The organism is Sulfurimonas lithotrophica (assembly GCF_009258225.1).
GTDB classification, from domain to species: domain Bacteria; phylum Campylobacterota; class Campylobacteria; order Campylobacterales; family Sulfurimonadaceae; genus Sulfurimonas; species Sulfurimonas lithotrophica.
Genome location: NZ_CP043617.1, coordinates 1,136,143 through 1,162,320, shown reverse-complemented (window position 1 = coordinate 1,162,320; position 26,178 = coordinate 1,136,143). Strand labels below are relative to the sequence as shown.

At 32.2% G+C, this 26,178-nt stretch carries 34 protein-coding genes; 6 read left to right on the top strand and 28 right to left on the bottom strand.

Going from position 1 to position 26,178, the window contains the following annotated elements; translation table 11 throughout:
* Positions 1-16 precede the first annotated feature (16 nt).
* Genes mrdA through FJR48_RS05805 form a run of 13 tightly spaced genes read right to left on the bottom strand, consistent with a single transcriptional unit; the run spans position 17 to position 10,580 of the window.
* Entirely contained in the window at positions 17-1,801 is a 1,785-nt protein-coding gene (gene mrdA, locus FJR48_RS05865) for a penicillin-binding protein 2 (protein WP_152307221.1), read from the bottom strand.
* On the bottom strand, positions 1,798-2,250 hold the full coding sequence (locus tag FJR48_RS05860) for a hypothetical protein (protein WP_152307220.1): 453 nt from the start codon (positions 2,248-2,250) through the stop codon (positions 1,798-1,800). The genes mrdA and FJR48_RS05860 overlap by 4 nt, the downstream gene beginning before the upstream one ends.
* Complete coding sequence (locus FJR48_RS05855; protein WP_152307219.1) at positions 2,217-2,675, bottom strand: N-acetyltransferase; 459 nt, start codon at positions 2,673-2,675, stop codon at positions 2,217-2,219. The genes FJR48_RS05860 and FJR48_RS05855 overlap by 34 nt, the downstream gene beginning before the upstream one ends.
* Positions 2,668-3,285 carry a ribosome biogenesis GTP-binding protein YihA/YsxC gene (yihA, locus tag FJR48_RS05850; RefSeq protein ID WP_152307218.1) on the bottom strand — a complete coding sequence of 206 codons (618 nt, stop codon included), beginning with the start codon at positions 3,283-3,285 and terminating at the stop codon, positions 2,668-2,670. The genes FJR48_RS05855 and yihA overlap by 8 nt, the downstream gene beginning before the upstream one ends.
* Entirely contained in the window at positions 3,282-3,752 is a 471-nt protein-coding gene (gene lptA, locus FJR48_RS05845) for a lipopolysaccharide transport periplasmic protein LptA (RefSeq protein ID WP_152307217.1), read from the bottom strand. Before lptA ends, yihA begins: the two co-directional genes overlap by 4 nt.
* Complete coding sequence (locus FJR48_RS05840; RefSeq protein ID WP_241856154.1) at positions 3,749-4,273, bottom strand: LptA/OstA family protein; 525 nt, start codon at positions 4,271-4,273, stop codon at positions 3,749-3,751. Before FJR48_RS05840 ends, lptA begins: the two co-directional genes overlap by 4 nt.
* On the bottom strand, positions 4,270-4,764 hold the full coding sequence (locus FJR48_RS05835) for a KdsC family phosphatase (RefSeq protein ID WP_152307216.1): 495 nt from the start codon (positions 4,762-4,764) through the stop codon (positions 4,270-4,272). Before FJR48_RS05835 ends, FJR48_RS05840 begins: the two co-directional genes overlap by 4 nt.
* The gene (hisB, locus tag FJR48_RS05830) at positions 4,761-5,333 is read right to left on the bottom strand and encodes an imidazoleglycerol-phosphate dehydratase HisB (protein WP_152307215.1); all 573 of its coding nucleotides are present in this window, start codon (positions 5,331-5,333) and stop codon (positions 4,761-4,763) included. Before hisB ends, FJR48_RS05835 begins: the two co-directional genes overlap by 4 nt.
* Complete coding sequence (locus FJR48_RS05825) at positions 5,333-6,145, bottom strand: septal ring lytic transglycosylase RlpA family protein (protein WP_241856152.1); 813 nt, start codon at positions 6,143-6,145, stop codon at positions 5,333-5,335. The genes hisB and FJR48_RS05825 overlap by 1 nt, the downstream gene beginning before the upstream one ends.
* Complete coding sequence (locus FJR48_RS05820) at positions 6,138-7,364, bottom strand: lytic transglycosylase domain-containing protein (RefSeq protein WP_241856150.1); 1,227 nt, start codon at positions 7,362-7,364, stop codon at positions 6,138-6,140. The genes FJR48_RS05825 and FJR48_RS05820 overlap by 8 nt, the downstream gene beginning before the upstream one ends.
* A gap of 46 nt (positions 7,365-7,410) precedes the next feature.
* The gene (locus FJR48_RS05815; RefSeq protein ID WP_152307214.1) at positions 7,411-8,184 is read right to left on the bottom strand and encodes a TatD family hydrolase; all 774 of its coding nucleotides are present in this window, start codon (positions 8,182-8,184) and stop codon (positions 7,411-7,413) included.
* 2 nt (positions 8,185-8,186) lie between these two features.
* Complete coding sequence (locus FJR48_RS05810) at positions 8,187-9,716, bottom strand: AAA family ATPase (protein WP_152307213.1); 1,530 nt, start codon at positions 9,714-9,716, stop codon at positions 8,187-8,189.
* 9 nt (positions 9,717-9,725) lie between these two features.
* Positions 9,726-10,580, bottom strand: a complete 855-nt coding sequence (locus tag FJR48_RS05805; RefSeq protein WP_152307212.1) for an NAD(+)/NADH kinase — start codon at positions 10,578-10,580, stop codon at positions 9,726-9,728.
* 158 nt (positions 10,581-10,738) lie between these two features.
* On the opposite strand from FJR48_RS05805, the gene aspS reads away from it, so the two are divergent.
* Positions 10,739-12,493, top strand: a complete 1,755-nt coding sequence (gene aspS / locus FJR48_RS05800; RefSeq protein WP_152307211.1) for an aspartate--tRNA ligase — start codon at positions 10,739-10,741, stop codon at positions 12,491-12,493.
* Positions 12,494-12,496: 3 nt separating this feature from the next.
* Positions 12,497-13,066 (top strand): adenylate kinase, encoded by a 570-nt coding sequence (locus FJR48_RS05795; protein ID WP_152307210.1) that lies wholly within the window; start codon positions 12,497-12,499, stop codon positions 13,064-13,066.
* Between the two features lie 8 nt (positions 13,067-13,074).
* Here FJR48_RS05795 and FJR48_RS05790 read toward each other — a convergent pair whose 3' ends face one another.
* Positions 13,075-13,341, bottom strand: coding sequence for a hypothetical protein (locus FJR48_RS05790; protein ID WP_152307209.1), 267 nt, complete (start codon positions 13,339-13,341; stop codon positions 13,075-13,077).
* A 262-nt stretch (positions 13,342-13,603) separates the two neighbouring features.
* On the opposite strand from FJR48_RS05790, the gene FJR48_RS05785 reads away from it, so the two are divergent.
* Positions 13,604-14,230, top strand: a complete 627-nt coding sequence (locus tag FJR48_RS05785; protein ID WP_152307208.1) for a DUF6166 domain-containing protein — start codon at positions 13,604-13,606, stop codon at positions 14,228-14,230.
* Here the strand turns inward: FJR48_RS05785 and FJR48_RS05780 are convergent.
* Entirely contained in the window at positions 14,216-15,418 is a 1,203-nt protein-coding gene (locus FJR48_RS05780; protein ID WP_152307207.1) for an EAL and HDOD domain-containing protein, read from the bottom strand. The genes FJR48_RS05785 and FJR48_RS05780 overlap by 15 nt on opposite strands.
* Before the next feature lie 106 nt (positions 15,419-15,524).
* Here FJR48_RS05780 and FJR48_RS05775 point away from each other — a divergent pair, with 106 nt between their 5' ends.
* Complete coding sequence (locus tag FJR48_RS05775; protein WP_152307206.1) at positions 15,525-15,716, top strand: hypothetical protein; 192 nt, start codon at positions 15,525-15,527, stop codon at positions 15,714-15,716.
* A 2-nt stretch (positions 15,717-15,718) separates the two neighbouring features.
* Here the strand turns inward: FJR48_RS05775 and FJR48_RS05770 are convergent, their stop codons facing one another.
* Positions 15,719-16,222 carry an ankyrin repeat domain-containing protein gene (locus tag FJR48_RS05770; protein WP_152307205.1) on the bottom strand — a complete coding sequence of 168 codons (504 nt, stop codon included), beginning with the start codon at positions 16,220-16,222 and terminating at the stop codon, positions 15,719-15,721.
* A gap of 120 nt (positions 16,223-16,342) precedes the next feature.
* On the opposite strand from FJR48_RS05770, the gene FJR48_RS05765 reads away from it, so the two are divergent.
* Together FJR48_RS05765 and FJR48_RS12170 are read left to right on the top strand one after the other, a co-directional pair.
* Complete coding sequence (locus FJR48_RS05765) at positions 16,343-17,539, top strand: tetrahydrodipicolinate N-succinyltransferase N-terminal domain-containing protein (protein ID WP_152307204.1); 1,197 nt, start codon at positions 16,343-16,345, stop codon at positions 17,537-17,539.
* A 70-nt stretch (positions 17,540-17,609) separates the two neighbouring features.
* Positions 17,610-17,921, top strand: coding sequence for a flagellar basal body rod C-terminal domain-containing protein (locus FJR48_RS12170; protein ID WP_188108635.1), 312 nt, complete (start codon positions 17,610-17,612; stop codon positions 17,919-17,921).
* On the opposite strand, the gene FJR48_RS05755 is transcribed toward FJR48_RS12170, so the two are convergent.
* From FJR48_RS05755 to FJR48_RS05705, 12 genes are all read right to left on the bottom strand, one after another.
* Complete coding sequence (locus FJR48_RS05755) at positions 17,918-19,219, bottom strand: SH3 domain-containing C40 family peptidase (RefSeq protein WP_152307203.1); 1,302 nt, start codon at positions 19,217-19,219, stop codon at positions 17,918-17,920. The two genes, FJR48_RS12170 and FJR48_RS05755, sit on opposite strands and share 4 nt — an antisense overlap.
* A gap of 10 nt (positions 19,220-19,229) precedes the next feature.
* A complete protein-coding gene (locus FJR48_RS05750; RefSeq protein WP_152307202.1) occupies positions 19,230-19,889 on the bottom strand; it encodes a LexA family transcriptional regulator in 660 nt (219 codons plus the stop codon).
* Between the two features lie 229 nt (positions 19,890-20,118).
* The gene (locus FJR48_RS12460) at positions 20,119-20,253 is read right to left on the bottom strand and encodes a hypothetical protein (RefSeq protein WP_277872383.1); all 135 of its coding nucleotides are present in this window, start codon (positions 20,251-20,253) and stop codon (positions 20,119-20,121) included.
* 2 nt (positions 20,254-20,255) lie between these two features.
* Positions 20,256-20,720, bottom strand: a complete 465-nt coding sequence (locus tag FJR48_RS05745) for a tRNA (cytidine(34)-2'-O)-methyltransferase (protein WP_152307201.1) — start codon at positions 20,718-20,720, stop codon at positions 20,256-20,258.
* A gap of 12 nt (positions 20,721-20,732) precedes the next feature.
* Positions 20,733-21,569 carry a formyltetrahydrofolate deformylase gene (gene purU, locus FJR48_RS05740; protein WP_152307200.1) on the bottom strand — a complete coding sequence of 279 codons (837 nt, stop codon included), beginning with the start codon at positions 21,567-21,569 and terminating at the stop codon, positions 20,733-20,735.
* A gap of 12 nt (positions 21,570-21,581) precedes the next feature.
* Entirely contained in the window at positions 21,582-21,914 is a 333-nt protein-coding gene (locus FJR48_RS05735; RefSeq protein WP_152307199.1) for a CiaD-like domain-containing protein, read from the bottom strand.
* Positions 21,905-22,153 carry a tetratricopeptide repeat protein gene (locus tag FJR48_RS05730; RefSeq protein WP_152307198.1) on the bottom strand — a complete coding sequence of 83 codons (249 nt, stop codon included), beginning with the start codon at positions 22,151-22,153 and terminating at the stop codon, positions 21,905-21,907. Before FJR48_RS05730 ends, FJR48_RS05735 begins: the two co-directional genes overlap by 10 nt.
* Positions 22,154-22,156: 3 nt before the next feature.
* Positions 22,157-23,224: a 3-isopropylmalate dehydrogenase gene (gene leuB, locus FJR48_RS05725; RefSeq protein WP_152307197.1), complete on the bottom strand. Its 1,068-nt coding sequence runs from the start codon at positions 23,222-23,224 to the stop codon at positions 22,157-22,159.
* Complete coding sequence (locus tag FJR48_RS05720; protein WP_152307196.1) at positions 23,224-23,730, bottom strand: 3-isopropylmalate dehydratase small subunit; 507 nt, start codon at positions 23,728-23,730, stop codon at positions 23,224-23,226. The genes leuB and FJR48_RS05720 overlap by 1 nt, the downstream gene beginning before the upstream one ends.
* A gap of 93 nt (positions 23,731-23,823) precedes the next feature.
* Positions 23,824-24,369 (bottom strand): diguanylate cyclase domain-containing protein, encoded by a 546-nt coding sequence (locus FJR48_RS05715; RefSeq protein ID WP_152307195.1) that lies wholly within the window; start codon positions 24,367-24,369, stop codon positions 23,824-23,826.
* 57 nt (positions 24,370-24,426) lie between these two features.
* Positions 24,427-25,215: a flagellar basal-body rod protein FlgG gene (gene flgG / locus FJR48_RS05710; RefSeq protein WP_152307194.1), complete on the bottom strand. Its 789-nt coding sequence runs from the start codon at positions 25,213-25,215 to the stop codon at positions 24,427-24,429.
* Between the two features lie 14 nt (positions 25,216-25,229).
* On the bottom strand, positions 25,230-26,051 hold the full coding sequence (locus FJR48_RS05705; protein WP_152307193.1) for a flagellar hook-basal body protein: 822 nt from the start codon (positions 26,049-26,051) through the stop codon (positions 25,230-25,232).
* Between the last annotated feature and the right edge of the window lie 127 nt (positions 26,052-26,178).

Sequence of the window (26,178 nt, the reverse complement as noted above, 5' to 3'; positions counted from 1 at the left end):
TTATACAACAAGCATATTATTGCTTGATATAACCCATTTCAAAAAGTTTATCATATATATTAGATACAATTTTACCGGCAGCAGTACCACCGTGTCCACCGTGTTCAACTAATGCAAGTACTACGTACTGCGGATTTTTATATGGACCGTATGTCGTAAACCAAGCATGAGAACGAGTATAATATTCCATCTCATGCTCTAATTCCCTATCTTCAATATCTTGCATAATACCAACAACCTGTGCCGTACCTGTTTTACCTGCAATTTTAATTTTAGAATTTAAATATTTTGTAGCAGTACCTTTTGGATGGTTACATACTTCATACATTGCTTTTTGAATCAAAGGCAACTTTTTAAGCTCATCTTCACTTAAAACATCTTGAATAGTTGGCTCTAACTCAGTGTCTCCTATTTTTTTTGCAATAAACGGTGTCGGAAGCTTTGAAGTAGCCATCAATGCGGTAAACTGTGCCATTTGTATCGGGGTTACCAAAAAATCACCCTGCCCGATAGATGTATTTACGGTTTCACCGATATACCAAGCTCTATTAAATTTTTTCTTTTTCCATTCACGTGACGGTACTGTACCGATAAATTCATTTGGAAGATCAATTCCTGTTTTTTTACCCAAACCATATCTCTTAAGTCCTTCACTCATTTTTTTTATACCGACTAACAAACTGCCTTTATAAAAATAATCGTCACAACTCTCACGTATAGCTTTTTTTATACCAGTTTTCCTGTGTCCTCTTTTTTTCCAGCATCTAAAAACCCTTTTTCCAAGAGGCATCTCTGCCGTACAATTAACCGTCCAGTAAGGGCTTATTTCATTTGTAATATATACAAGACCGAGTCCTGTTTTTATAGTTGAACCAGGTGGATATAATCCATGTGTAATTTTATTTGTAAAAGGTTTATCTAAACTTGTCGAGAGTTTTTTCCACATTTCATGAGATACCCCGTTTACAAAAGTATTTAAATCATATTCGGGAAAACTGCTGGCACTTAATATTCTACCCTCTATATCCATCACAATAACTGATCCTGCTTTATCTTCAAACAATGATGATATATATTTTTGAAGTTTTATATCAATATTTAAAACAAGTTTTCTGTCTTCTTTAGCTTTTTCGTAAGATATCTGCTTAATCACCTGATTATTTGCATTTACTTTTACGGTTTTATTTCCTGCTTCGCCTTGTAAATATGTATTGTAATACCTTTCTGTTCCACTTTTTCCAACATAACCTATCAATTTCAATAAGTTATCGCCTTTTATATCTTTAGAGTTAGCACGTGATACATATCCGATTGTATGGGCGGCAATATTCCCATACGGGTAGTATCTTTTTGGAGCAGAAACAATTTTTATATTCTCACGCAAATTCAACTTCGTATATACAGGCATTATCTCATTATAAGATATAAAGTCCACTATATCTATAAAATCATGATTATAATAAGAATCTTGCTTATTATATGTTTTTATAATCTCATCTCTATTTAAATTAGGTAACAGATGCAATAAATTGTCAAGTTCACTATTAAATATCTGTTCATTTTTTTTCAAAGTAAGATGCGGTTTTAATTGTATTTTAAAACCAAGTTTATTTATAGCTATCGGTCTATTTTTATTATCTGTGATTTCGCCTCTGACCGGTGATATTTTTTCCATTTTAATGGTATTGCTGTGCGAAAGCTTTTCATAATAAGAATTTGATTCAACGGACAGTATAAATACTCTGATTATGAGTGTTATCCACACTAAAGAAAACACAATAAGAATAAATTTAGTTTTCATAAAGCACTCACTATTAAAAACTCGATTACTATATAATAAATTACATAGTAGTTAATTGCAGGCATTGGCAATAAAAAAATACTTGATAAAACAGAGGTAAAAAAATAAAAGCCTATATATGCAAGTAATACTATTGATATATTTACACAAACTTTACAGTTAAAGTTTTGTTCAATTTTTGGCAAAATCAGTTTTAAAGTTAAGGCAAAATAGATTACGGTCGTAAAAAGAAGATAACCTTTTTCGCTTTCAAAAACTAAAATTGAGAAAACTACAAGAATTATTGCCAACAAATCTTCTTTCCGAAATGCTTGTATAAACAAGAAAAATAAAACACCTAGCAAAGGCGGCAAAAAAAGATAGATACTGCTTAAACCTTCATATAGTACAAAAAGTACGACATAAATAAAAGGTGCTAAAGATTTTTTATGAGAGATACTTCGTTGCATACCGGAAAATGTTTACATTTAATACAATCAGCCCAAATTTTATGTTCAGGAATAGACTCTTTAGGAATTTCAACAAAACCTAATTTTTCAAAAAACTCTTTTTCATATGTTAGGCTAAGAATCTTTTGTAGACCAAGCCCTACTCCTTCATCTATAACTTTATTTATTAAACCTGTTCCGACACCTTTACCTCTATACTCCTCTTTGATTATTAATGATCTTATCTCTGCAAGTGATGGTGCATGTACATGCAAGGCACAAAAACCTATAAGCTTACCATCATCTAGTGCTAGCGTATATGAGCGTATATTTGTAGCTATCTCATCATCACTTCTATCTAGTATTATACCAGATTCAACTTCTGGTGATACCAGATTCTGCATAGAGACAATGTCGCTAAGCTTTGCTTTTTTATACTCAATCATTATCTAAATTATCTCCAAGTATCTTGAATAAAAGATTGTTCACTTTATGCATACCTCGTTTTTTAGCACTTGAAACCATAAGTGCATTTGGAAACTCATTTCTAAGTTTGTTTTGTTCTTTCTGATTTAATTTATCTATTTTTGTAAAAATCTGAAGAATATATTGACTTTCATTTGAATTTTCCAATAAAAATTCACTTACTGATTTATCTATATCTAAATGTGGATGTCTGCAATCAATTAAATGTATAAATACCTTTATATTTGCTCTTTTAGATATAAAGTCAGTTAGGTTCTTCTCCCAATCATTTTTGATACTTTTTGATACTTTTGCATAACCAAAACCCGGAAGGTCGATAAATTTGGCGATTCTTTTTTCATTTAAATCTCTATCGATAAATGTAACATCAAAATAGTTTATAAGTCTTGTTTTTCCCGGTGAAGATGATACTTTTGCCAAACCTTTGTGATTTGTCAAGGCATTTAAAAGTGAGCTTTTACCTACGTTTGAGCGTGCCATAAACACTATTTCATCTTGCATCTCAGAATCGGGAACACTTTTAATATTTGGAGCAGATATGATAAATTTTGAGTCAACAATTTCTATCATTTTTTACTCTCATTGTTTTCTTTAATATCAAAAATCATAATAACGGGATTTTTAGTGTTACTTTTCGCTTTTGCCTTACCTTCAACTGTTTTTACAACAACTTCATCACCGATAATTTCATTTTTTTCACCAAGTTGCTTAATATGTACATTTTCATAAAAAAGGTATTCTTTACTTAAAGGTACATAAATAACTTTTTGCGAACGGCCTTTATATTGTGCACCTTCTTGGGTTGTTATATGAAAAGATACGTTTCCTTCGGCCAAATACTTTGTAGGTTCATTTTTAGTGTTTGTATAAACCGTAATTTTAGAGGCATTTATTTCATCATTTTCTCTAATTATATTAACATCACCGCTAAATATAGATATACCTTTTTTTTGATCAGATTCAAATGAATTTGCTTTGATTTTTAATTCATTCGCATAAATTGACATACTTATTAATAGTATTAAAAATAGTTTCATTTTTTCTTCTTTTCTTCTAAATTATATACTGCATATATATTTTTTGATTTAATTTTATTGTTTTTATTATCAAGAGTAACACTATCTCCGGTTACATAATTCTGTCCTAAATAAGCTACATATTTGACATTGCTAGATGCTACATCTATTCTTTTATTATATGTCGCTTTTTGGGAGAAAAATCTAACGCCGTCTTCTCTTTTAAAGTTAACGTCACCGCTAAGATATACGATATCCTCTTTATATAAACCGTTTTTGGCTTTCATGTTTGATAAAAATTCTTTTGAATTATCAGTATAGTCTATATTTTTTACAACATACCTGTCATTATATCTTATACCTTCGTCACCGTTCATTTTTGTAACCATAGAACTTTTATCAAGTTCATTAAGAGTAAATTTTTCTAAACTAAACTGCGCTATCTCTTTATCTTGAGTTTGTTTTAAATTCATCGGTTTAAATAAAAAGTATATCATAGATAAACCAACCATAACTATGGATAAAAAGATATTTATATTCACAGCCAAATTCCTAAAAATTCTTCATATTGGTTATTGTCTTTTACAATTATATCAATCATCTCTCTAACAGCACCGTCACCGCCTTTGCGGCACAAAACAGTATCTACAATCTCTTTTATATCATCCATACCGTCATTTGGCGTAAAACTTCTTCCGACATGTCGAAGCATATTGTAGTCATTTAAATCATCACCTATAGCCGCAACTTCATAGTTTTTTAAACCTAGTTCGGCTATAAGTTCTTTTATAACTCTGTTTTTGTCTTTAATACCCTGATAAAAATGTGTAATCCCAAGCTCACGTGCGCGTCTCTCAACCATAGGTGAATTTTTTCCTGTTATTATTGCAGCATGGTTTCCTATTTTAATCCATGTACTTATTCCAAGACCGTCCTTTACATTAAAGCTTTTGCTCTCCAAACCATCCGATGTATAAGTTAGTTTTCCATCACTTAAGCATCCGTCAACATCTAAAACAATAAGTTTTATCATAATACATCTTTCGTACTAGGTATACCTATTCTATCATTTTTGGCTATTGCTCTACGGATAGAAACAGCTACTGATTTAAAAGCCGCTTCTATAATATGATGTTTATTTTTCCCACGTTTTTGAACTATATGAGCACTAATTGATGCGTTAAGAATAAAAGCGCGAAAAAATTCTTCTACAAGTTCAGCATCAAAGTTTCCAACCTTACCATACACATCCAATTCATACACCAAAAACGGTCTATTACTTAAATCCATATCACATTCAACACAAGCTTCATCCATAACAATACAAGAATTTGAAAAACGCTCAATTCCTTTAGCCGGATATAAAACTTCAGATAAAAGCGAACCCAATACTATTCCGACATCTTCAACACTGTGATGATCGTCAATATGAGTATCGCCTATACATTTAATATCTAAGTCAATTAAGGAATGCTTTGAAAAACTCTCCAACATATGATCTAAAAACCCTACACCCGTATCTATGTTGTTTTTACCTTCACCGTATAATTTTAACGATACGCTAATATCTGTTTCTTTTGTTTTTCTTGCTTTTGTAACCATTAATTATCCCTTACTATAAATGAACTGTGAAATTCTGATGAAGCTTTATAATCTCTAGCCTCTTTTTCGCTTCTAAAACCTTTTAACCAAACTTTAAATGCTCTAGAAGCACCGTTATCTATATCTTTTATAACAGTCTCGTAGCCATCTAGTCCATTATATTTTTGCTGAGTTTGCAAAGCTCCTTCAAACCTTGAAAATGAACCGATTTGAATAGCATAATCTGCTATTTGAGAATCCTGAGGAATCGTTTTTAATTTCTCTTTAGGTTCAATTTTTGTACTTCCTTTAGATTGAAAACCTAAAACTTCGAGTTTTACATTTGCCGTACCTTTATTAACCATTGAAATTTTGTGTGCGGCGGCATTTGAGAGGTCAATTATTCTAGTTCCCACAAAAGGACCCCTGTCATTTATTCTAACAACGGTTGACAATCCGTTTTCAACATTTACGACTTTAACTATAGTGTTCATCGGAAAAGTTTTATGCGCTGCAGTCATGTCGTGCATATTATAAGTTTCGCCGTTGGAAGTAAGCTTTCCGTGGAAATCTGGACCGTACCAACTGGCAATGCCATTGTATGTATCGCCTACTTCAACTATATCCGGATAGTATTTTTTTCCATGAATTATATATGGCTTCATAGTAGGATGGGAATAAGTTTTTTTATCCATTTGGGATGAATGCGCCGATTTATCATATGAATAAGATTTTGGTTGAGTATATGTTCTATATACTCCCTTACCTCTGGTACTACATGCAGTGAACAGTAACGATATTAGAACCAAAAATAAGAAAAAAAAATTATTCATATATTTTTAGCCTCTCCCCTACTCTTATCAAACTGCCTCTTAGTCTATTTTGTTGTCTTATATTTTTTATACTTACTTTATGAGCTTTTGATATAGACTCTAAAGTATCTCCTTTTTTTACAAGGTAGTAATGTTTTGTATTTATTTTTACGGTTTTTGAAGTTACGTCAATCGGCACGATAAGTTTTTGTTTCAATTTCAAACGAGTATGTTTTAAGTTGTTGAAATCCATAATAACTTTATAAGGAACACCGTATTTTTTTCCTATATATGACAGATTGTCTCCGTTTGACACAACATGAATTTTATATATATTTTTAACAGAATCTCTTCGATATTTTTGTTTAAAATCATTTAATTTAACATATGGTATATACACTTCATAATCTTTTTTATAAGGGGGAACAAAATCATATTTTAAGTGTCTGTTTAATTTTTTTAAAGTTTTTAAAGGTAAATCAATAGTTTTCGCAAATCTCTTAAGGGATTCTCCACTTGGAAGTTTTACCGTAGACATAGAAAAGGCACTGGCACGGTTAAGAATATGTGCATATTCACTCTCTAGTAAAAATTTATCATCATAACCAAGCAATGCAAATGATACAATTTTTCTAATATATAATCTACTCTCACGCGGAAGATATCTTTTCTTTTTATTTAGCAAAATAGACAAATCATCACTACCTGCCTCTTTAATAGCTTTACTTAACCTACCACCTCCACAGTTATATGCTATTGCCGCTAAATACCATTTACCAAAGCGCTTATAAAGTGATGATAGATATTTAGCCGCTGCCTTGGTAGATTTAATAGGATCACGTCTTTCATCTACATATTCATCTATTCTAAGTCCGAAACTTTTTCCGGTTGAAGGCATAAATTGCCATAAGCCTGCTGCTCTTTTTCTCGAATATGCTCTGTTGGAAAAATTTGACTCAGCCATTGCTAAGTATAAAAATTCAGGTGGAATATTGTATTGGGAGAGTATTTTTTTAACTGCAGGTATATAAATATACGCATGATCCATGGCATGAAAGAAGTGTTTACTTCTATATACTTGCGAATTTCTTACTCTCATATCGTTGAGTTTTTTATCAAATAAAAACGAAGCATCGATATCAAACGAGTCTAGTATTTTAATCTCTTCATTATGATTAAAAGCATAATTTAGATTACCAAAAAGTGCAAACGGTATAAGGAGTAATAAAAAATATTTCAATTTAGCTAACTTTATATATAAAATAAAAGCTACATTTTACCCTAAGTTAGTTGAAAAAAAGTTTTAAAGCATTTTGTGTTGTTGTTTTTTTTACTTCGTTGATTTCAATGTCTAAAATTTCAGATATTTTTTGCACTATAAATTTAGTATATGAAGACTCGTTTCTTTCCCCTCTATGCGGACTTGGAGTAAGATATGGCCCGTCCGTTTCTATCAATAATTTATCGAGTGGTATTTTTGGTAACACATTTACAAGTTTTTTAGCATTTTTAAATGTTATAACACCGCCTATTCCAAAGTAAAAACCATCTTTACTTAAACTAAGAAGTTGTTCATCTGCATTAAAACAGTGCAGTACACCACCGACTTCTCCTGCATTTTGATTTAATAATATCTGTTTTGAATCGACAGAAGCATCTCTAATATGTATTATCAAAGGCTTTTTATATTTTTTCGCTAACTTAATCTGTTTTATAAAAACCTCTTTTTGCTTAGATTTTTCTAGCTCTTTTTCTTCATTACTACCTTCTAAACGATAATAATCAAGCCCGCACTCCCCGATAGCTACACATTTTTCATGTCTTACATATTTATCAAACACGCTTTCATCAAAACCATCTAAATCATAAGGGTGAATTCCAACAGCAAAATAAACATCGTCATATTTCTGAGATATCTCAATGGCATATTCTAAAGTATCTGCATCGGCACCTGGGATTATAAATCTATCAACTCCTGCGTCTTTTGCTCTTTTTATCACATCTTCCAAATCATTTGCATATCTCTTATCATCCAAGTGGATGTGTGTATCAATTATCATATCTAACCCTCTAAAAGTTCTCTGGCAAATTTTTTAGCTTCATCACTTATTTTATCCCCGCTAATTATTCTTGCTATTTCATCTATCCTATTTTCAAAATCAAGTCGGGTTACCTTTGATTCACCGTTTTCTTTGTGAACTAAAAAGTGTTGATCTCCCATAGATGTAAGTTGTGGCTGATGAGATATAACAAATACCTGAAAATATTTGGACAGTTTTTTAAGAACTTTGGCAACACTCATAGACTCCTCTCCACTTAAGTTTGCATCTATTTCGTCTAGCATCAAAACGCCACCGTTTTTATTCATATTTTCCGTTTTTAAAGCAAGTATAGCAAGTCTTAACCTGTTAAATTCACCTGTACTTATTTTATCTAATCCTGCACCGTTTAAAGAGATGCTTATCTCATCCTTTCCAAGTTCATTTCTGTCAATATTTTTTATAAAAACATTACAGTTGTCTAAATATAATTCATTTAGATAACTGTTTAAATCTTTTTCAAATAAAGAAAGCTCATCTGTTCTTAATTTAGTAAGTTTTTCAGCTAAATCATCACTTTGAATATTAAGTTGTTCTACTTTTTTTTGAAGCTCGTCTTTTGTTACTTCGATATTTTCATACTTTTGAAGTTCGATTTTTTTATTTTCTTTATATTCTAAGGCTTCCTTTATGCTTCCGTATCTTCTTTTTATTTCACTTAACTCTTCTAGCCTGTTTAAAACCTCTTCTACATCAACTTCTTCAAGAGCCGAAAACTTCTCTTCAGCTCCATCTAGTGTTGCTCTAAGTTCATTCATGGCATCACTAAAAAAAGCACTATCTATCTCTAATGCATCCAGTGCATTAAAAACATTGTGTTCGTTATTGAAAATTTCATTTGCATATGATAAGGACTCTAAAACTTTCTCTTTTTTAGATAGTTCTTTTTTAATTTCAAGCAACTCAACATCTTCATTCTCGCTAGGATTTATGCTCTCAATCTTTTCTATTTCAAATTTGGCAAACTCTTTTAGTTCTACTATCCTTTTTTCTTCATCTTCTATATTTTTTAGTTCTAAAAACAGTTCTTTATGTTTCAAAAAAGTTTTTTTATACTTATCTTTTAGTAAAAAAATATTTTTTAATTTTTTTTCTATTCGAGCATCAAGTATATTTAATAAATTTTCATTTTCAAAATCTGAATAATCTTTTAGACTAAGATATCTTAAATGCTTTGCAGATATATTTTGTATAGATTTTTTAGATACGCTTTGATTATTTATAAAATATCTGGATTTTTCTTTTTTTATATGTTTAAAAACATTAATATCATCACACTCAAGCCCATACTCATTTCCGTCAAACTCCCAGGAAGTTGAAGATTCACATACGCTTGCTTCACAGTTTGAATTTCCAAGAGAAGAGAGTATTGAATTAATAAGTATAGATTTACCGCTACCGCTAGGACCTGTAAATACTATTAAACCACTTGATAAATTTAACTCAACTTCTTTAAAACTCAAATAATCTTTTAAAAAAAATCTCTCAATCATCGTTAAAGTCTAGTCTCCCCAACTTAATTTTTCTTTTAATATCTCAAAATAGTTGAAGTCTTCTTTGTGAATCAATTTAACCATCTTAGAAGCAAGTTTTATATCTATGCTCTCACCAAGACCAAGCTCAACTGTATCTTGACCGTCAAAAATAACCAATGCTCTCTCACTTGATGTTTTCATCTCTATTGGATATTTCCCCGGTAATACGACAGGTCTTTGGGTTAAAGAATGCGGACAAATAGGTGTTAAAGCAAATACATTTGTTAAAGGAAACATAACCGGCCCTCCCGCTGATAAGTTATAAGCAGTAGAACCGGTTGGAGTTGAAACAATAACACCGTCACCGTAGTATGTATTAAAAGGTCTAGAATCAACAAGTGTTTCAATATGTATCATTTGAGGTACGGATGATCGTGTTAATACTACATCGTTAAAAGCATATCTTTTTTCTTCTTTTAGTCCTTTGTTTAAAATAGCTTCGAGAATCGCTCTTTCATCTATTCTATATTTTCCATTTAGCATCTGTGAAAAAAAATCATCAAAAGCTTCTATGTTTACATCAGATAAAAATCCAAGTCTTCCTGCATGAATACCGAGTATAGGTATTTCAAAAGATAAAGACTTTCTGGCAGTTGAAATTAAAGTACCGTCACCGCCTACAGTTATTAAAAAATCACTTTGTTTGCATAACTCTTCAAATTCAATTCCATCCAAAGAGATCATTTCTGCACTGTTTTTTTCTAAATCAACTTCAACATCATGTTTATTAAGTGTATTTCTAATTTTTTCAAAACTTGTCTTTAATTCCGGACTTCCTGGTCTTAAAACAATCCCGACTTTATTAAATTTTATACTCTTCAAAACGGCTCTTTTTTAATTAATTTTTACAAATTATACACTTTTATATTTAATTTATTAAAAATATTGCAAATTGACATATTTAGTGCTGAATACATCTTAGTCTAAGATAAGCCAAGTTTAGATATAATCGCGAAAATTTTTTATAGGACTCTATTTATATGAGAACTCATTATTGTACAGATTTAAATGAAACAAATGTTGGCGAAGAAGTTACGCTAACGGGTTGGGCAAATAGCTACCGTGATCATGGTGGTATTATTTTTATTGACTTAAGAGACAAAACAGGCCTTATTCAACTTACTTGTGACCCGGAGGACAGCAAAACAGCTCATGAAGCAGCGGATAAGGTTCGTGATGAGTTTGTTTTAGTTGCTAGAGGTAAAGTTCGTCATCGTGGAGAAGGCTTGGTTAATCCTAGACTTAAAACAGGTGCTATTGAAATAGTTGTGAGTGAACTTACAATAGAAAATAAAGCAAAACCAATGCCTTTTACGCTTGGTGATCCAAACGTTAGTGAAGACGTAAAGTTAAAATACAGATACCTAGAACTTCGTGATCCAGCTATGTATGAAGCATTTCGTCTTCGCTCAAAAGCAGCAATTGCAGCTAGAAACGTACTGGATGCAAACGGGTTTTTAGAAGTTGAAACTCCGATTTTAACCAAATCGACTCCAGAAGGCGCAAGAGATTATCTTGTACCTTCTCGTGTACACAGCGGTGAATTTTATGCTCTTCCTCAGTCTCCACAACTTTTCAAACAACTATTAATGGTGGGTGGATTTGATAGGTATTTCCAAATCGCAAAATGTTTCCGTGATGAAGATTTACGTGCAGATCGCCAACCTGAATTTACTCAGATAGATGTTGAAATGAGCTTCTGTAATCAAGAGGATGTTATTAAAGTTGCCGAAGATTTACTTGAAGGTATCTTCAGTGCTTGTGATATAGAAGTAAAAGCACCTTTTAACCGCATCAAATATCGTGACGCTATGGAATGGTACGGTTCTGACAAACCTGATTTAAGATATGACTTAAAAATGGTAGATGTTATTGATATTTTTGAGAGATGCGATAATGAAATCTTTTCTAAAATAGCAGCGCAACCGCACAAAAACCGTATCAAAGCTTTAAAAGTTCCTGGAGCTGACTTAGTTTTTTCAAAAAGAGAGATGAAAAGTTTTGAAGACTTTGTAAGAAAATTCGGAGCAAGCGGTCTCGGATACTTTCAAATGAAAGAAGACGGTCTAAAAGGTCCACTTATTAAATTCTTCTCTGATGATGACATTCAAGCTATTATCGATAGAACGGAATTAGAAGTAGGCGACGTAGTATTCTTCGGTGCAGGTGAGAAAAAACTTGTATGGGATTATATGGGTCGTTTTAGAAACTTTATTGCCGAGCATGAAAAAATGAACTTAGTTGATTCAGATAAATACGAATTTGTATGGGTAGTAGACTTTCCGATGTTTGAAGTTGAAGATGGACGTGTAAAAGCATTACACCACCCATTTACACAGCCTGTTGATACCGACAAGGATGATGTTGAAGAGATTGAATCTATTGCATATGATATTGTACTTAACGGTACCGAGCTTGGCGGTGGTTCCATCCGTATCCACAAAGAAGAAGTTCAAGAAGAGATTTTTAAACTTCTAGGCATAGAAGAGGAAGAAGCTCAGGAAAAATTTGGTTTCTTACTAGATGCTCTTAAATTCGGTGCACCCCCGCATGGTGGTTTCGCTATGGGATTTGACAGAATGATGATGCTAATTTCTAAAAAATCAAGCATCCGTGATGTTATAGCATTCCCTAAAACTCAAAAAGCATCTTGTATCCTTACTCAGGCACCAAGTGAAGTTGATAACGCACAACTAAGGGATTTACATATCCGTTTGCGTGAGAAAAAACAGTAATCAATGAAAAAACTTTTTTTAATTATTGGAGCACCAGGTAGCGGTAAAACTACCGATGCCGAACTTATAGCTAAAGAGAACGAGTCTATTACTCATTATTCTGCCGGAGATATGTTTCGTTCAGAAGTTGCCAGCGGTAGTGAGCGTGGTAAACTAATTGACTCTTTTATATCTAAAGGTGAAATCGTACCTATAGATATAGCCATAGAAACTATAGTCAGTGCAATAAAAAAAGCCCCTACCAAGGTAGTAATCATAGATGGTTATCCAAGGAGTGTTGAGCAGATGCAAGCACTGGATGCCTACTTAAATAATGAAAACGGCGTTGAACTTAGCAACGTTATTGAAGTTAGTGTTAGTGAAGTTGTAGCACGTAATAGAGTCCTTGGACGTGCACGTGGAGCTGATGACAATAATGAAGTCTTTAATAACCGTATGAAAGTATATACAGGTCCGCTAAAAGCTATACAAAAATTTTACGAAAATAAAAACATATTAAAAGTTATTGACGGAGAGCGAACTATCGAAGAGATAGTTAGAGATATGGAGATGTTTATATTATCTAAAATATAAAAGAGGAATTATTCCTCTTCTTCACCTTGCTGTGCATCTATTATGTCATTATAAATCTCTTCACACTCATCATCTTCGATTTCACCACTTGCTATATCATCTAGTAGATCTTTCAAGTCTGATTTAAATTCGCGTAATTCTTCAATCTCTTCTTTTTGTTCATCATTTGCATTTTTTTCATCAGCTATTTGTTCAAAAATCTCATCTAATGCATCATCTATATCAGGAATAACCTCGTTTATTAAAAGTTCTTCAAGTTTTTGTGTATAAGACATACTCAACCCTTTTTGGCGTTTATTTTTTTGTAATGATAGCAGAAATTTTAAGTTTTTATTTGGAAATTAATGGAATAAATTTTTATGTCGATATTGTATAAAATGGTAAAAGTCAAGGAATTATATTATGTTAGTTTGGTTATTGGCATTATTTTTGCTAAGTATATCCATATATGCTTTTTATCGATATAAGTTGTATATGAAAAATAAGCATATAAACAAATATAAAAATCATTATACTTTTAAAATTTAAGAGGACAACATGGCAATTAAACACAGCAATTATGTATTTAAAGGGCACAAAGCGCTTTTAGGAAATAGATATGTTACTTACGGAGAACTTGAGTTACCAAACAGATTTGATGAATACCCAAAATCAAAAAATGGATTTGACTGGGGTGTAAACGGTTCCGCTTCTCTTCAACTCTCATATGCAATACTTCGCCAAATAAGCACAAAAGAGATAGCAAGCGAAAATGCCGAAAAATTTTTAAAAGATGTTGTAGTTTCATTACATTCAAGAGATTGGGTCCTTAACTCATACGATGTAGCTGATTGGATATCAAAAAACTCAACTATAATACAGGAAACTGAAGATTCAGACGAAACTAGCAATTATATAGCTCAAAACAGAGCTATATACTCAAAAACGAAAGTTGTTGAGAAAAAAAGCAATGTTGTAAAAGAGGTATGTAAAGAACTAGGCATCACACAAAAAGCTTTGGCAAACATACTTGAAGTCCCTGAAGGTACAGTAAGTAGTTGGGCCGTAAAAAATGAAATTCCACGACTAGGAAAAAAAGCCATAGAGTTTTACATACAAAACACAAAAAATCAACAAATAGTTGATAGTTATAAAAACTTTATCAGACTTTTAAATGTCTCTTAAATCACCTGAGGCATTTAAACTAAGATACTCAAAAGAATCTTGAGGGATATTATACTTTTGTATAAACTTATCGATAAATTCGGTATTAAACTCTTCAAGTGCTATAGCAAAACTTAGTATTTCACCTAAAATACCATCCTTTTTTAATATTGCATCTTTTATCTCTTTATCCACATGCAATTCATGCAAAAGCACTCTTTTTTTTATACCAAGAAGAGTATCCATTAAAGATATAACACCCACAAAATATGAGCTGGATATCATTGTCTTATCAAGCAATTTTGCTATCTCTTGCATAAGGTATGTTCTACTTCTTACCCTATCAAAGAGTAAAGTATTGACTATACCCTCACCTCTTGGTGTTGAATATATCATAAGCATTAACCATTGAGTCAGTTTTGTTTTACCTACAAGTGTAACGACTTGTTTAATAGATGATAATTTTTGTCTAAAATGAAATAGACCCGAATTTATAAATTTCAGTAACTGAATTGAGATTATAGGACTTTTTTCAAATTCATCTACTATCTCATCAATACTGCAATCTTGCATAATTTTATTGCATAAGCGAATTATATTCTCCACTTCCGAATCAAACTTTTCTTGTTTTTCTATTTTTGGCATTGCGAAAAAATAACCTTGAACAAAGTCAACATCCATTTTTTTTGCAATAGTTTCTTTTTCACTATTTTCAACTTTTGTTGCAATAGTCTCTATATCAAAATCCTTTATTATAGACATATTACTTAAAGGGGTCTCTACATCAATTTTTATATAACTTATATATTCCATTATGCTTTCATAATTTTTAAGTACATCTTCATTTAAAATCGTATCGTTTATTGCAAACTTGTAGCCCTCTTTACTGAGTTGGGCTATCTTGTTTTTTACTTTCTCTTTTACTTTTTCTTCAAATTGTAAAGAAAAGATAAAATATTCCTTAGGAATCGTATTTATTACACTATGCATAATAAACTCTTTATCAGCTTTGACAAAAGCTTTATAATCACCCAAGAGTTTATTTACACCAAATTTATTTATGACCGAGCTAAGTACTGAAACTGTGGCTTGTTTACGGTTTTTAATATTGGATGAGACTTCAGTATCCCTGTATAAAAGTTCATACGCAAATATTTCGCCGTTTGTATTTAATATTGGCTGTTTTGCTATATAAGTATTATTTCCCATATTTATCACTGTCTTTTTTTCTTTTTATTATACATAATACTTCTTTGAATTGACTTATAAGCTTGTTTTTATTACTATATAGTTTATTATATAGTTAGGAAATTTAATGAAACCAAAAGATGAAATAACAAGAAGTTTACTTATAGATAGAAAGACATGGGATGATGCTATGCTTTATTCAAGAAACAGATATAAAATGAGTCTAAGCAAAGTTGTAGAATCGTTACTCCAAGAGTGGCTTGTTAAGGAAAAAAGAAAACCACTAGACAATGAAAAACAAGGAAAATTTTTCGATTGATATTATCTAGTATAATTCCTATTTTGCGGCAATTCTTTATCAAATCCCAGAATATCTAAAACAGATTTTTTATTCATTTTTCTGGCAAAATCAAGAGCGGAAAAACCTTTCGTATCCATCGCATTTTTATCTGCACCGTGTTCTAATAGAATTGAAACTATTTCAACTCTTCCATAACATGCTGCACACATTAAAGGAGTAAAACCACTTTTTCTTGTTGCTTTATTTACATCAATACCTTTTTCAATTATATACTTAACCAAATCGATATTATTGTAAGTAATTGCCATATCAAAAATACTAACTCCTTCATTATCAAAATCATATACATCCGCACCACTTTGTATAAGTATCTTAATTAAATCATCATCACAATGATTTCTTAGTGCAACTGCAAGTACAGATTCTCCTATCTCATTTTCATCATTTATATCAGCTCCGTTTTTTATATATTGTTTTACACCTATATAATCATTATTTTTTAATAATTCAATCCACTTATTCATAATATTTCTTCTTTTATTTAATTTTTGTTTATAAAGTTTATTACCAAAAGTATATATTAAAACTTATTAGTAAAGTTTGAATATAATTGCGAAAATATTTAATTAAGGTGATGATGAGTTATGGAAACAATTCAAACAGCAGATGCTTTTAAAGCACTTATTGAAGACATAAAAAAGATAGATGGATATAGGGATCCTCTAGCATTTGGTATTGCAAGAGTTGATTTAGGTCAGTTAAACGTAGATAAAAGCTTACAAGCTACTTACCCAATAATTAACTGGGATGAAAACTTTGGAAGTGCAGCAGTATTTGTTAAAGCCCTTTCAGAACAAGGGATTAATGTAGATTTTTCACAAACTGAAGTTGTTTGTAACATAAACTTAGAATTTTTAAAATCTTGTTTAAATGCCTTTACTCCTTTTGCAGATGAAGCTTATGGTGATGCACACAAAAATATCCAAGTTGTTTCTGCTCTATATACACAACTGATAGAAAACGGTATGATAGAAGGGGAATATAAAGTTACTTTTATTTATGACGACGCAGCTCTAAAAAGTGTTGAAGCAACTTATTTAAAGCTATATGCTATCTCTCAAGCTAAAGTAGGATTACGCGAAATCTGTCTTGATGGTGCTTTTGGAGCTCTACCAAACGTTGCATGGAGCAATGGGCAACCGATAGAACTTGATTATCTAAGAGAGTTTGAGATTGAATTAAAACTAGCAAATGAATTTCCACATATTGACTTTGTAGATAAATTCCCTAGATTCTTACAACACATTATTCCTGCGGATAATACTCGCATACTTGATACTTCAAAAGTGCGTTTTGGTGCTCAACTTGCAGCAGGTACTACAGTTATGCCTGGTGCTTCATACATTAATTTTAATGCCGGAACTACGGGTGTGAGTATGGTTGAGGGTCGTATCAGTTCTTCTGCTATCGTTGGTGACGGTAGCGATGTAGGTGGTGGAGCTTCAATACTTGGTGTACTAAGCGGAACTGACGGGAACCCTATCTCAATCGGCAAAAACTGTTTATTAGGTGCAAACTCTGTTTGTGGAATACCTTTAGGTGACGGGTGTATCATTGACGCAGGTATCGCTATTTTAGAGGGTACAAAAATTGCCATTCATCCTGAAGAATTGAAAAAAATCATGGATGTTAACACAAATATGAGAATGGAAGGTGAAATTTTCAAAGGTAAACAACTAGCAGGTCTTTATGGAATTCACTATAGACAGAACTCTCTTACAGGTGAAATAACAGCTTCTCGTTCAACTAGAGAAATAAAGCTAAACGCTGATCTACACTAATAACTAACTTATTTATATAATCTGCTTTTTATAAAGCTGGTTATATAATTAAAAAAATAAGGAGAATATTATGAATATTTCCAATAATGTATCATCCATTTCAGCTCATCAGACACTTTTGAATAGTAGTGCTCATAATGTTGCTAATGTAAATACTGATAAATATGTTCCTAATGATACTAAAATCGTAAATAAGGGAAATGACACTTCCGTTGATACAAATGTAAGAAAAGCAGATGACAATGGATATTCCAAGAGTCAAACTGATTTAACAAAAGAGTTTCCAGATCAAATAGTTGCAGAAAAAGCGACAGGTGTGAATGTCACGGCAATAAAAACACAAGATGAGATGTTTGGCTCACTTTTAGATATCAAAGCTTAATTAGCTATGATATTTATACTTTTTAAATTTCGCAGTATTTCCGACTCTTCGTCGTAATCAGCTTGTTCCTTACCAAGTTTAAGTGAACTGTAAACACTTTTTCCAATAACAAGTCTTCCTGCTTGAGAATTTTGTTTAGTCTTAATCCCCCATACATTATGTAAAGCAATTATTTCACCATTATAAACTCCGACATATATCAAAATGTGTCCCTGTTTATAAAGTAGTGTTTTAAAAGGCTTAGCCTCTTTTTTAATAAGCTCTATTTTTTTCATATCATCAAGATTTTCAAGTGAAATAACTTTCCCTACTTGTGACTGTTGAAAAGAGTTTCTAGGTAACCATAACCCAAATGGTGCATAAATATCACGAACTGTAGATGAGCAATCCCTTTCACCGAACATTCCACCCCATCCATACTTACTCTTAGCCACTTCATCAAATATGCTTTGTATGTTTTTATTATTAAACTCTAAAACACCTTTTGAGGATATATCTTTAGATATTTTTGTTTTATGATAGTTTGGTTGATTATTTTTATAAGATGAAACACTTAGCACAGTGTAATTATCTTTATCTTCTTCGATTAGAGCCAGCATCATACCTACTCTAGATCGAAACAAAAAGTTGCCTTTTTCATCATACATGGGAATATTATCTTTTAATAAAAATACCTGTTTAGCTTTTTGCCAAGCATCAGTGTATTTTTTATCTATAGTTATTATATCTTTTGATTTTACCCAACCGCTTGTAAAACTACTGAAGATAAAAGCCCATTCTTCGTCTTTTGAATAATGAGATATTAATACAGGCTTGTTTGCACTCACTGTAGAGTTTTGTACATAATCAAACGGAAAACCCTCCCCTGCTATATTTGGATCTTTAAACATAGGTTTTGAAGTAGGAAATGCTCTTATATCAAGATGATTTAATGTAATTGCTGTTTTATTGATGCTTTTGTATTCCCCAAAGTTTGCATTATCTTCAAGTTTTTTAAAAGCATCTTCTTTTATTGGTTGAAGATTTTCTCCGTACATTTCAGAGTTAGTGTATGATACAAAAGGCCACATTGACTCATCTTTTGTATCATCCGGTATTTCGTTCCAAACTCTAAAATACTTTTCTTCATAAGAGTCTTCGTTTGCATCTATACCGTTTATACTTTTCTCTTTTAAATATGTCGAAGAGTTTTGAGATAAAGTCAATAAATCCGAAATACCCTCTTTTGCTGAAATTGGTTTTTTTAAACTACATGCAGTAAAAAATAAAAATATAAAAATTAAAGCAAGATACCTCATTCAGACCCTTCTAATCAACTTCACCAAATCTACTTACAACCCTGCCGATTACTTCTAATTCATGGGGTTCCATGACTTGTGTTGTATATACATCGTTATCAGATATTATATCAAATTTTCCATCAAGTCTCTTTTGAATTCTTTTTATAAATAAACCGCCTTCTGTTCTAATTGTAAATACACCTCCGCGATCTACATTTGTTTTTGTTCTGTTAACAAAAACAATATCGTTATAGCTAAATGTTGGTTCCATTGAATCACCTGAAACATTTACAGCTTCTATATTTTTAAGTTCGCTTTGACCGCCTAGCATCATTACAAACTCTTCGGGTATTTGAATTTCACTTACTTCACCCTCTTCTGATTCACTACCGCCACCGGCACTAACATTGACATCACCTAAAAATTTTACCATATAGAGTCTATTTGTAGCTTCCACCAAACTCTCCGGCGATTGACCATAAAGCATCCAGTTTATAGAGATAGACCTTCTGGCACAAAAATCCAATAATTCAGCATAAGGTATTTTATTTCTCTTTTTCATAGTCGCAAAATTCATCTGTGCAATACCCAATGCATCTGCAACATCTTTATCAAAAACTTTTTTCCCATCAAAACTGGTGGAAATAATACTTTTAATCTCTTCAACAATATTGCTAAAACTATTCATGCTATCTCTCCTAATACGATGTAGTTTTTTTGTTATATGCACAAATTATAATGTAAATTTGAAATAAAGTAAAGAAAAATATGTCAATTTGCAATATTTTTTATTTTTTATTGCATTTTTTAATATAGTAAAGAAAAAAAGGATAGAAAATGTCACTTTTTATAAAAAATGCAGAGAGTTTATTTCAAAGATTTGAAAATATAGTTGAAGATTTAGCAGAAAGAATTTTTTAAGAACTTTGTTCTTCTTCTTTTTTTCTCAGTTCTTCACGTTCTTCAGATTTCTTTTGGTGGTAACCTCTTTGTATAAAAACCATAAATAGTACAAAAAGTGTAATCATTAAAATATCTACAATTGTGCCCATAATTATCCTTCAAAATGTGTAAAGTTTTGGCGTATAGCATCATACAAGACTATACCGGTACTGATTGCCAAGTTTAGACTACGACCCTCTTTTGTCATAGGTATAGTTATGTTTTGAGACTTATACTTATTTAGTATATCTTCAGGAATGCCGGCTGTTTCACTTCCAAAAAAGATAAAATCACCCGCTTTAAACTCTGCTTCAAAATATGGCCTGTCAGTCTTTGTTGTTGCAAAGTATGCATTGTCTGTTATCTTATTTTTTTCAAAAAACTCATCTATGCTTTCCCAAACATGCAAATCCAACTTATTCCAATAATCAAGTCCTGCACGACGTACGGCTTTTTCATCTATATCAAAAGCTATGGGTTTTATCAGATGCAAAGAAGCCCCTGCATTTACGCAAAGCCTGCCTATAGCGCCTGTATTATTTGGAATTTGAGGATTTACCAACACTAAATTAAACAAATCACTTCTCGCTTAAAATATAACTGACTTGTTCGCATATACAAAGATTCTATCTTCAAGTGCAAGTTTTAATGCATGGGATAAAACTATTTTTTCTACGTTTCTACCGCTTCTTTGCATATCTTTCCATGAGTATGCATGGTTTACATGTATAATCTCTTGAGATATGATTGGACCTTCATCAAGATTGTTATTTACAAAGTGTGCTGTAGCTCCGATAATTTTCACACCCCTGTCATAAGCTTGTTTATAAGGATTTGCACCGATAAATGCAGGTAAAAATGAATGGTGTATATTTATTATTTTATTTTCATATGCCTCTACAAACCTAGGTGTTAATATACGCATATATTTTGCAAGCACTATATAGTCGATATCTTCAAATTCAGATAGTTTTTGCAGTATTTTTTCCTCATGTTCAGCTCTGCCTAAACCCTCATGAGATATAGTAAAATAAGGTATATTAAACTTACTAACAAAAGACTCTAAGTTATCATAGTTAGATATAACACCAAGAATATTTGCATCCAACTCACCCTCTTCATGGCGAACAAGTATATCACCTAGTGCGTGAATCTCTTTTGTAGCCATTATAACTATATTTTTCTTAGCAGGCTCAATTACATTTACGTTTGAAGCTTTAGGCAAGGCTTTTTGAATAAGCTCTTTTAGCTCGGAAGCCTCCACATCACCTTCTACGACACTGCGCATAAAAAATTTACCGTTTACTTTATCTACAAATTCATTATTTGTTAATATATTTAAATTTTTTTCAAAAAATATAGAAGATACTTTATAGACTAGACCTTTCTCATCGTTTGCATCTATTAAAATTCTGTATTGTGCCATTTATTTACAACCCTATCTTAATTTTTCTAATCTTGTATCTATAGATGCTAAAACATATTCCAAATAGTTTAGTGTTAAATCTATTTTTGCTTCTATATTTGTGTTGTTTGGTGCCTGAAAGCCCTCAAATAAAACTAGCAAACGCTCTCTCATAGACATTAAATAAGCTTTTTCATCCATAGATGAATCTTCTGAATTATCTTTATGATTACAAATGTCTTCTTCTGTTGATATCTCTTTTTTTTCTTTTACCTCAAAAGGTTTTTTTTTAGGTTGAAGTAATTTAGATTTTCCCTTATCCTCAATCTCTTTTAAAGTAGATAATATTGCATCTTCTAGTTCCATGATTTGAGTAACCACCTTTCAAATTCATTTATCTCTATCTCACTATCCATTTTTATAAAAAACTCCTTCATTTCAGAATTAACGTTCAAAAATTTTTTTCTGATTCCTGAGAGTCTTCTAATAGCAATTTTAGCTTCACTATTAGCGGGGTCTTTTTTTAAAACCTCTTTATATATCTCTAAGGCTTCTTCTTTAAGTCCTTGAAGTTCATATATATTTGCTAAAGTGAGTGTCTGCATTGTTTATTTAGCCGTATAGTTAGCAATGATTGAACCCATCTCACTGGTTGAACATACCTCTTTAGCATCGTATTGTGCCAAGTCTTGTGTACGGTATCCCTCTTTTAAAGCCCTTTTAACTGCAGCATCTATTCTATCTGCAGCCTCATTTTCGCCAAGTGCGTATCTTAACATCATAGATGCAGAAGATATTGTTGCAATAGGGTTTGCAATTCCCTGCCCTGCAATATCGGGAGCTGAACCGTGAATCGGCTCATATACACCTATCTTAGCACCGACCGAAGCTGATGGCAGAAGACCGATTGAACCTGAGAGCATAGAAGCCTCATCACTTAAAATATCTCCAAAAATGTTTCCCGTAAGCATAACATCGAACTGTTTTGGATCACGAATAAGCTGCATAGCAGCATTGTCAACATACATATGAGTAAGTTCTACATCAGGGTATTCTTTTGCCACTTCTTCGACAGTTTCACGCCAAAGTTGAGACACGTCAAGAACATTTGCTTTATCTATAGAACAAACTCTTTTACTTCTCTCCATTGCAATATTAAAAGCATTATGTGCTATACGGACTATTTCGTCTTTTGTATAGACCATAGTATTCCAGCCTTTGTTTTCATCACGTCCTTTAGGCTCACCGAAGTAGATGCCGCCTATTAACTCACGAACAACCATCAAGTCAACTCCGGATACAACTTCAGGTTTTAATGATGAAGCATTTACCAATTCGTCATACACAACTGCCGGACGTAAATTCGCATATACACCAAGCTCTTTACGAAATCTTAGAAGTCCGCTTTCAGGTCTTTTTTCACGTGGAAGATTATCCCATTTTTCGCCACCGATTGCACCGAATAAAACTGCATCGGAGTTGAGTGCAGCAGTAATAGTTTCCTGAGGAAGAGGATCTCCTGTTTCATCATATGCACAACCACCCATTAAGACTTCTTCATACTTAAAATCAAAATCAAAACAAGATGCAACAGCATCTAAAACTTTAGTAGCCTCATCAATAATCTCAGGCCCTATCCCGTCACCCTTTATAAGTGCAATTTTATATGTCTTCATTACTTTTTATCCTCTATTTCATTTTTAGCAAAATTCATTAATCCGCCTGCGTCAATCAATTCTTGCATAAATTCCGGAATCGGCGTAAAGTTATAAGTTTTATTTGTAGTCTTGTTTGTTACGGTTCCGGCATCCATATCAACACTAACTTCATCACCTTCATTTATTTCAGCACTCTCGTTTAATTCAAAAATAGGTAATCCCATATTAAAAGAGTTTCTATAAAAAATTCTTGCAAATGTCGGAGCTATAACAGCAGCAACACCCGCAGCTTTAAGTGCTATTGGTGCATGCTCACGGCTGCTTCCGCATCCAAAGTTTTCTCCTGCAACAATAACATCTCCCTTATTCATTTTATTAACAAATTCAGGGTCGGCATCTTCCATAACATGTTTTGCCAATTCCGCAGGTTCCGAAGTATTTAGGTAACGAGCAGCTATAATTAAATCTGTATCTATATCTTTACCAAATCTCCAAACTTTTCCGTTTATATTTGCTTTTTGCATATAAAAATCCCTATATATATAAAAATAATTTCGGGATTATATCAAAAATGTGTTTTAGTTTTCATAAAGATATCTTTTTAAATAGTTTAATTGTTAAAGCTTGGTGAGTGCACTCTTAATTAGAGAGTCCGTAGAGTCGGCATCTTTTGGATAAGAACAAGTAGCATAGCTTACATTTATATTTTTTAACGACTCTTTAATTCTATCTATAGGAATACTATGGTTTTTTTCTTCTAAGTATTCATTAAATACTACTATATATTCATCTTCGGAAACTCGTGCGGTGGTATCTTCATCTCTTATTGATGAAAGTATTGCATCTGCAATACCAACCGATAATTTGTCGGATTTTTCATTTGAGTCTTTTTTTAAGTTGTAGTAATCTAAAGCTTTTATTGCAAGTACGTAAAAAGACTTATTATGTCTTGTAGCTGAATTTATATGCTCGGTAATAATAATCTCTATGTTATTTTTATTAGGCAAATCCGTAATAGAGTCAAAGAAAATATTTTGAACAATACTCGATTCGTTATTTTGATAATCTTTTATTATATTTCTTTGTTTTAAATTAAATAAAAAACTAATAATAAAAAGAGTGAACGTTACGAAAAATATATATTCTAAACTTATATACTCCATTACAAACCTTTGCTGCAAAAAGATAAATGAGATTATTTTATCATAAACTACTAAAAGTTACCTTTTTAGATTGTTTGTGGTTTGAAGCATCTCATCACTTGTCGTAATAACTTTAGAGTTTGAGTCATATGCACGCTGACCGGTAATCAAATCCGTCAACTCAACAACTAACTCTACATTACTTAATTCTACAAAACCTTGTCTAATAGTCCCTAAACCATCAATTCCCGGAACACCTTCAACAGGTTGACCTGAACTGTCTGTTTGAACAAAAAGATTATCGCCCATAGAGTGTAAACCTGCAGGATTTATAAAGTTTGTAAGAGTTACTTGACCAATCTGCGTAGCTTCCGTTGTACCAGGTAAAACAACAGTAACAATACCGTCAGTACCGACACTTATATTCGTAGAATCTTCAGGGACAACTATTTCAGGTGTTAACTTATAACCGTCACTATTTACGATAGCTCCGTTATCATCCATTTTAAACGCACCGTTTCTGGAATATACTTCAGTTCCGTCCGGCAGTTCAAGTTTGAAAAATCCTCGACCGGTAATAGCCATATCCAATTGATTGTCGGTTTGTTTTAATGAACCTTCTGAAAATATCTTATTTACGGCAGTAGGTCTAACCCCAAGTCCCACTTCTATACCCGTAGGACTTTTGGTAGTATCACTTGTAGCGGTTCCTGCATACTCCATAACACTGTACATCAAGTCTGCAAACTCGGCACGAGATTTTTTAAATCCTATAGTGTTTACGTTGGCAATATTATTTGCCGTAGTATCGATTTGTGTCTGCATCCCGAGCATCCCCGTAGAAGCAGTATAAAGTGATTGCATCATAATTTATCCCTTAATTAAGCTTTTTTAGCTATTTTTTCAATTGCATCGCGGTTCATATCATTCATCTGTGAATCCATTACCTTTTGATACATTCCCACCAAACGATTCGCTTCAATCATCTGTGTCATCATCTTCACGGGATTTACATTGCTTTTTTCAACAAAACCCTGAAAAACTGCCCCACTTTCTTCCAAAGGCTTAAGTTGTTCCGTACCTTTATACTCATAAAGATTATCTCCGACTTTTTTTAACATATCTAAGTTATCTGGGTTGGCAACAAAAAGCTTTTGTTTTTGAACTTGAGTAAAACCTCCGGGAACATTTGTGTACATTTGACCGTTTTTATCTATCTCAACCATAGCATCGCTTTCATCAAACGATATACCCGTTTTTGAATTAAAATAATCATTCGGCAAAACTTCATATCCTTGCTTGGTAGTAAGTTTTCCTTCATCATCTTTTATAAATGAACCGTCACGCGTCAATCTGATTCCTTCAGGAGTCTTTACTAAAAAAAACAAACCTTCACGTGATAATGCCATGTCCAAATCATTTTGAGTTTTTTGCATACTGCCGACATTGTGATTTGTGTATTCATCTACAATATGCGGTGTTTTTGCCATTGTTCTGTTTATAAACTGTGCAGCTTCTTTTGTTTGATTTTCGTTTGGAAGCTCATCCCTAGCTTCTTTATATAAACGCATAAAATCACCGACAACTACATTATCCTCTTTAAAACCGTTTGTATTAACATTTGCCAAATTATTGGCAATATTATCCAAACGATTAAACTGGACAACCATTCCTGCTGCAGCACCATAGTAACCTGTTTGCATCACATCCCTTTATAATACGTTGTTTGATAACTATAGCAATAGCCGTTCCAAAAATAAATTTATAAATTTTATCGATTTGAAGATAATTTTAATAAAATTTCGGTATAATCCACTCTTTAAAAAAACT

Coding starts and splice junctions, on each gene's coding strand:
- mrdA (WP_152307221.1), bottom strand. CDS start 1,801: ATGAAAACTAAATTTATTCTTATTGTGTTTTCTTTAGTGTGGATAACA.
- FJR48_RS05860 (WP_152307220.1), bottom strand. CDS start 2,250: ATGCAACGAAGTATCTCTCATAAAAAATCTTTAGCACCTTTTATTTAT.
- FJR48_RS05855 (WP_152307219.1), bottom strand. CDS start 2,675: ATGATTGAGTATAAAAAAGCAAAGCTTAGCGACATTGTCTCTATGCAG.
- yihA (WP_152307218.1), bottom strand. CDS start 3,285: ATGATAGAAATTGTTGACTCAAAATTTATCATATCTGCTCCAAATATT.
- lptA (WP_152307217.1), bottom strand. CDS start 3,752: ATGAAACTATTTTTAATACTATTAATAAGTATGTCAATTTATGCGAAT.
- FJR48_RS05835 (WP_152307216.1), bottom strand. CDS start 4,764: ATGATAAAACTTATTGTTTTAGATGTTGACGGATGCTTAAGTGATGGA.
- hisB (WP_152307215.1), bottom strand. CDS start 5,333: ATGGTTACAAAAGCAAGAAAAACAAAAGAAACAGATATTAGCGTATCG.
- FJR48_RS05825 (WP_241856152.1), bottom strand. CDS start 6,145: ATGAATAATTTTTTTTTCTTATTTTTGGTTCTAATATCGTTACTGTTC.
- FJR48_RS05815 (WP_152307214.1), bottom strand. CDS start 8,184: ATGATAATTGATACACACATCCACTTGGATGATAAGAGATATGCAAAT.
- FJR48_RS05810 (WP_152307213.1), bottom strand. CDS start 9,716: ATGATTGAGAGATTTTTTTTAAAAGATTATTTGAGTTTTAAAGAAGTT.
- aspS (WP_152307211.1), top strand. CDS start 10,739: ATGAGAACTCATTATTGTACAGATTTAAATGAAACAAATGTTGGCGAA.
- FJR48_RS05795 (WP_152307210.1), top strand. CDS start 12,497: ATGAAAAAACTTTTTTTAATTATTGGAGCACCAGGTAGCGGTAAAACT.
- FJR48_RS05790 (WP_152307209.1), bottom strand. CDS start 13,341: ATGTCTTATACACAAAAACTTGAAGAACTTTTAATAAACGAGGTTATT.
- FJR48_RS05785 (WP_152307208.1), top strand. CDS start 13,604: ATGGCAATTAAACACAGCAATTATGTATTTAAAGGGCACAAAGCGCTT.
- FJR48_RS05780 (WP_152307207.1), bottom strand. CDS start 15,418: ATGGGAAATAATACTTATATAGCAAAACAGCCAATATTAAATACAAAC.
- FJR48_RS05775 (WP_152307206.1), top strand. CDS start 15,525: ATGAAACCAAAAGATGAAATAACAAGAAGTTTACTTATAGATAGAAAG.
- FJR48_RS05770 (WP_152307205.1), bottom strand. CDS start 16,222: ATGAATAAGTGGATTGAATTATTAAAAAATAATGATTATATAGGTGTA.
- FJR48_RS05765 (WP_152307204.1), top strand. CDS start 16,343: ATGGAAACAATTCAAACAGCAGATGCTTTTAAAGCACTTATTGAAGAC.
- FJR48_RS12170 (WP_188108635.1), top strand. CDS start 17,610: ATGAATATTTCCAATAATGTATCATCCATTTCAGCTCATCAGACACTT.
- FJR48_RS05755 (WP_152307203.1), bottom strand. CDS start 19,219: ATGAGGTATCTTGCTTTAATTTTTATATTTTTATTTTTTACTGCATGT.
- FJR48_RS05750 (WP_152307202.1), bottom strand. CDS start 19,889: ATGAATAGTTTTAGCAATATTGTTGAAGAGATTAAAAGTATTATTTCC.
- FJR48_RS12460 (WP_277872383.1), bottom strand. CDS start 20,253: ATGGGCACAATTGTAGATATTTTAATGATTACACTTTTTGTACTATTT.
- purU (WP_152307200.1), bottom strand. CDS start 21,569: ATGGCACAATACAGAATTTTAATAGATGCAAACGATGAGAAAGGTCTA.
- FJR48_RS05735 (WP_152307199.1), bottom strand. CDS start 21,914: ATGGAACTAGAAGATGCAATATTATCTACTTTAAAAGAGATTGAGGAT.
- FJR48_RS05730 (WP_152307198.1), bottom strand. CDS start 22,153: ATGCAGACACTCACTTTAGCAAATATATATGAACTTCAAGGACTTAAA.
- leuB (WP_152307197.1), bottom strand. CDS start 23,224: ATGAAGACATATAAAATTGCACTTATAAAGGGTGACGGGATAGGGCCT.
- FJR48_RS05720 (WP_152307196.1), bottom strand. CDS start 23,730: ATGCAAAAAGCAAATATAAACGGAAAAGTTTGGAGATTTGGTAAAGAT.
- FJR48_RS05715 (WP_152307195.1), bottom strand. CDS start 24,369: ATGGAGTATATAAGTTTAGAATATATATTTTTCGTAACGTTCACTCTT.
- flgG (WP_152307194.1), bottom strand. CDS start 25,215: ATGATGCAATCACTTTATACTGCTTCTACGGGGATGCTCGGGATGCAG.
- FJR48_RS05705 (WP_152307193.1), bottom strand. CDS start 26,051: ATGCAAACAGGTTACTATGGTGCTGCAGCAGGAATGGTTGTCCAGTTT.